This window comes from Shewanella sp. ZOR0012 (genome assembly GCF_000798835.1).
In the GTDB taxonomy this organism is placed as follows: Bacteria; Pseudomonadota; Gammaproteobacteria; order Enterobacterales; family Shewanellaceae; genus Shewanella; species Shewanella xiamenensis.
In genome coordinates, this window is sequence record NZ_JTLE01000094.1 from 2,353,622 (window position 1) to 2,357,915 (window position 4,294).

Genomic DNA, 4,294 nt, shown 5'->3' on the forward strand with positions numbered 1-4,294 from the left:
CACGTCAGTGGGCTTTTTTATGCTTGTCGCATTTACGCTTCGTACACGTTGACGATATTGATGCGTTTTGCCGCATCTAAATCGATATGGCCGTTGTTAGCAATATCGAGAAAATCAAAGGCGGGCAGTTCGGCTTCGGCCACATCCCCCTTCATCGGCGCGTTGGGATCGCGTTTCAACGATACAAAGTCAAATTGGTCACGGTCAACACCCTGTGAAGGTGCAGTATTTTGCATAGCAGTGAAAATGGTTTCAATACGGCCAGGATATAGTCTATCCCACTGATTGAGCATGTCTTTCACCGCTTGACGCTTGAGGTTTTCCTGAGAGCCACAGAGATTACAAGGAATAATGGGGAATTTTTTAAGCTGTGCGTATTCTTCCAAATCCTTTTCACGACAGTACGCAAGTGGGCGAATAACCACGTTTGCGCCATCGTCTGAGAGCAACTTAGGTGGCATGGCTTTCATCTTGCCGCCATAAAACATATTGAGGAATAGCGTTTCAATAATATCGTCTCTGTGATGACCTAGAGCTATCTTGGTTGCGCCAATTCGTTGAGCAAAACCATAGAGAGTGCCACGACGCAGGCGAGAGCACAGTGAGCAAGTGGTTTTGCCTTCAGGAATTTTCTCCTTCACAATCGAGTAAGTGTCTTTTTCAAGAATGTGATAGGGAATATTAAGGCTATCTAGATAGGCAGGCAGTATATCTTCAGGGAAACCTGGCTGCTTTTGATCTAAATTAACGGCAATAATTTCGAACTGTACAGGCGCGCGCTGTTGTAGATTGAGCAGAATATCCAGCATAGCATAGCTGTCTTTACCGCCACTTAGGCAGCACATGACTCGGTCACCATCTTCAATCATGTTGTAGTCGGCGATAGCACTACCCACTTCACGACGAAGACGCTTCTGTAATTTATTCAGACGGGTAATTTGTTTTTTTGATAATTCTTCAGGCATTTGACTCGCCGTAACTTCAGACATAGCTTCCAACATAAAAAAAGCGCCCAGTAACTCAGTTTCAGGGCGCGTATTATTCCAGCTATCGACGGCGGGGTAAAGAGCGGCGTGCGTTACGCCTCTTCAAGCGGTGATTTATAACCATCAGGTTTGATAGCTAATAAATCACAATTGATACTATCGATAACATGTTCTGCTGTGTTGCCAATGAGTGCTGCTGAAAAGCCTGTACGACCGACTGTACCTAAAATAACTAATTCAGCATCGAGCTGCTCAGCAAGCTCTGGGATCACATCCTCTGGCAATCCTTCCCTCACATGGCAATGGAGTGTATCGATACCATAGGCATTAGCCAGGTATTGCACTCTTTGTTCGTGTTGTAGGCGAATGGTGTCGTTGTAGGTTTGTGCATCAAAATCGGGGAGTTCAATGGCAAGATTTACCGGTGTGCCTGGATAGCCATTGACTAAGTGAACTTCGGCGGCAAATTTTGCGGCTAAATCCTTCGCATGTTCAATAATTTTGCCATTAAGCATTTGATGATCGGTATCCTCAGTTGCCACATTTACCGCACAGAGAATTTTACCGGTTTCAGGCCAATCATGATCTTTGACCATTAATACAGGAACAGGGGCTTTACGCATTAAATGCCAATCCGTCGGAGTAAAGATCACCGCTTTTAATTTATCATGAGCATGGGTGCCTTTAACAATCAGATCATATTGCCCTGAAATGGCATGGTTAATAATGCTTTCAAAGGGGCGGTTGTGCCAAATAACTTGCGTATCAATATTAAGTTGTAGGTGGTTATAGGCTGACAGCAGATCTTGTATCCAAGCTAAACGTTGATCAATCACGCCTTGGCGCATGGCTTCGCGCTCTTGGCTCGATAGAATCGATGTCATTTCATAGGAGAAGTCAAAAATCGAAAGAAACACAGTCACATGGGCGTTACTTTTACTGGCTAAGGTAACCGCTCGAGCGAGTGCCACTTGATGTTCTGTCGTAGGATCGACAACGACCAGTATTTTTTGATAATCCTTCATAACTTGTTCCTTTAGTCATAGGCTCATATTCATCATGAGCCTTTGGCAATTATCTGTATTGTTCTAGATCAAAACTCTTTTGAAAACCAGTGCCTAGCGCCAAAAACGCATGATTAATGATGAAGCTTATCTGGCAATTCTGGCATTACCCGCTAGAAGATTAAGTTCATTATAATCAACGATAATGATGTACTTTCCTTTTACTTCGATTAACCCAGATTTTTGGAAGCGGCCTAACAAGCGACTGATGGTTTCAACGGTAAGGCCTAAGTAATTACCAATATCCCCACGTGTCATGGTCAAGCGAAATTCTTTGGCAGAAAAACCTCGATTACCAAAGCGGTTAGCGAGATTACTGATAAATGCAGCGAGGCGTTCTTCTGCATTTTTCTTACTGAGCAGCAAAATCATTTCTTGATCGCTCATGATTTCATTACTCATTAAGCGCATGATTTGTTGGCGTAATTTAGGCATTGTGCCTGAAAGTTCATCGAGAATATTGAAGGGTATTTCACACACCATGGAGGTTTCTAAGGCTTGTGCAAAACTTTGATGAGATTGTGCATGAATACCATCAAAACCAATGACATCTCCCGCTAAATGAAAGCCAGTGATCTGTTCATCGCCTTGTTCGGTGATAGTGTAACTTTTTATGGTGCCTGAGCGGATCGCAAAGAGTGATTTTAAAGGATCACCCGATTTAAAAATCTGTTCGCCTTTTTGAATAGGTTTCTTACGCTCAATAATGTCATCGAGTTGATCGAGTTCATTTGCATTGAGGGTGAATGGGATACAAAGGGTTCCCATACTGCAATCGTGACAATGAATTGCGCACCCACTGGCGGCGGGACGACGGTTTTTATTCTGCTCTATTGTCATGTCGGTTCTCAAGTTAATCCACTGCAGCCATGTTAAACCAATTCATTCGCTTGGGCTAGTTTAGCTGCGACAGGGCGATATATAAAGTTTGTGCACCAAAAGCAATTAAAAGTAAGCCACTCAATAATCTAACGGTTTTTTGCTGCACCCAATTGGCTAAGCGTTTGGCCGCCAATCCTGCACTGAGTAGTGCAGGGAGTGTACCCAAACCAAATGCCAGCATAATCAAGGCGCCTTGACTGGCAGAACCTGCCGCTACAGACCAAGTTAAGGTGCTATATACCAGTCCGCAGGGCAGCCATCCCCATATCAATCCCGCGGTGATGGCTTGCATTGGCGTAGTGATTGGCACCAGACGTTGTGCTATGGGTTTCAAATAACGCCACAATATCTGACCAAGGCGTTCAATTTGTACTATTCCGATCCAAATTTTTGCAATGTAAAGCCCGGTTGCAATCATCATGACGCCGGCGATGATCCGGAGAATTAATAGGTAGCTATCTAGCTCAAATAAGTGCCCAAGCATGGCAGATGAACCGCCGACTAAAGCGCCCGCGAAGGTATAACTGACAATCCGGCCAAGGTTATAACTTAATAAGTAAGTGAGTTGATGGGCTAAGTGGTTTCCTTGCTTAGGATTAGCAAGCTGAGAGGAAAAGGCGCCAACAAGGCCACCACACATGCCAAAGCAGTGAGCGGCTCCCATTAGACCAACGAGAAACGCACCCATTACATTGTATTCAATCACAGTGCCAGTCACTGAGGCATGCCTTTGTCTTGAGATTCCTGTTGCTTGATGCTCGCAGGATTAGGTTTGTCGGCATCTTCATCGAATAGAATTGAGACACTTTGGCGGTCTAAATCATCGAATTGTTCGGATTTTACCGCCCAAAAGAACACGGCTACAGCGATCAACACAAAGATCATCGCAATAGGGATAAGTACATAAATGATGCTCATTAGCTAAGCCTATTTTATTGTTATATTTTAATTCGTAATAATCTCAAACTGTTACCCACAACAATCAGTGAGCTTGTCGACATGCCGATAGCGGCAATATAAGGTGCAACATGGCCGGTTACCGCTAAAGGTAAAATGAGCGCGTTGTAACCTAATGCCCAAGCGAGATTTTGGCGAATAATTAGTGTGGTCAGTTTAGCAACCCTCACCGCTTGGGTGAAGCGGGAGAGGTGATCGCCAAGCAAAATAAGATCGGCACTGTTTTTGGCAATTGCACTACCGCTGCCCATGGCCACGGATAAATCGGCGCCAGCGAGTACTGGTGCGTCATTTATGCCATCACCGAACATCACCACAGGATTGGATTGCTGTAACTTATTCACTAGCGAGAGTTTATCGGCCGGGGTGAGTCCACTGTGTACATCCGTAATGCCGAGCTCTTTT

General features: G+C 44.5%; 6 protein-coding genes. All 6 read right to left on the reverse strand.

The annotated features are described in order from the left end of the window. Positions 1 to 32 precede the first annotated feature (32 nt). On the reverse strand, positions 33 to 1,001 hold the full coding sequence (gene ttcA, locus L976_RS11965) for a tRNA 2-thiocytidine(32) synthetase TtcA (RefSeq protein ID WP_047536988.1): 969 nt from the start codon (positions 999 to 1,001) through the stop codon (positions 33 to 35). Between the two features lie 77 nt (positions 1,002 to 1,078). Beyond that, positions 1,079 to 2,011 carry a universal stress protein UspE gene (gene uspE / locus L976_RS11970; protein ID WP_047536990.1) on the reverse strand — a complete coding sequence of 311 codons (933 nt, stop codon included), beginning with the start codon at positions 2,009 to 2,011 and terminating at the stop codon, positions 1,079 to 1,081. A gap of 126 nt (positions 2,012 to 2,137) precedes the next feature. Further along, on the reverse strand, positions 2,138 to 2,890 hold the full coding sequence (gene etrA, locus L976_RS11975; RefSeq protein WP_037418542.1) for an electron transport transcriptional regulator EtrA: 753 nt from the start codon (positions 2,888 to 2,890) through the stop codon (positions 2,138 to 2,140). A 55-nt stretch (positions 2,891 to 2,945) separates the two neighbouring features. Next, positions 2,946 to 3,638, reverse strand: a complete 693-nt coding sequence (locus tag L976_RS11980; RefSeq protein WP_047540430.1) for a sulfite exporter TauE/SafE family protein — start codon at positions 3,636 to 3,638, stop codon at positions 2,946 to 2,948. Between the two features lie 8 nt (positions 3,639 to 3,646). Further along, complete coding sequence (gene ccoS / locus L976_RS11985) at positions 3,647 to 3,850, reverse strand: cbb3-type cytochrome oxidase assembly protein CcoS (RefSeq protein WP_037418545.1); 204 nt, start codon at positions 3,848 to 3,850, stop codon at positions 3,647 to 3,649. 20 nt (positions 3,851 to 3,870) lie between these two features. Further along, the coding region (locus L976_RS11990) for an HAD-IC family P-type ATPase (protein WP_156143255.1) at positions 3,871 to 4,294 on the reverse strand (424 nt) is incomplete at its 5' end.

What these genes read in the sequence shown, in the direction of transcription:
- ttcA (WP_047536988.1), bottom strand. Translation starts at nt 1,001, where the DNA reads ATGTTGGAAGCTATGTCTGAAGTTACGGCGAGTCAAATGCCTGAAGAA.
- uspE (WP_047536990.1), bottom strand. Translation starts at nt 2,011, where the DNA reads ATGAAGGATTATCAAAAAATACTGGTCGTTGTCGATCCTACGACAGAA.
- etrA (WP_037418542.1), bottom strand. Translation starts at nt 2,890, where the DNA reads ATGACAATAGAGCAGAATAAAAACCGTCGTCCCGCCGCCAGTGGGTGC.
- ccoS (WP_037418545.1), bottom strand. Translation starts at nt 3,850, where the DNA reads ATGAGCATCATTTATGTACTTATCCCTATTGCGATGATCTTTGTGTTG.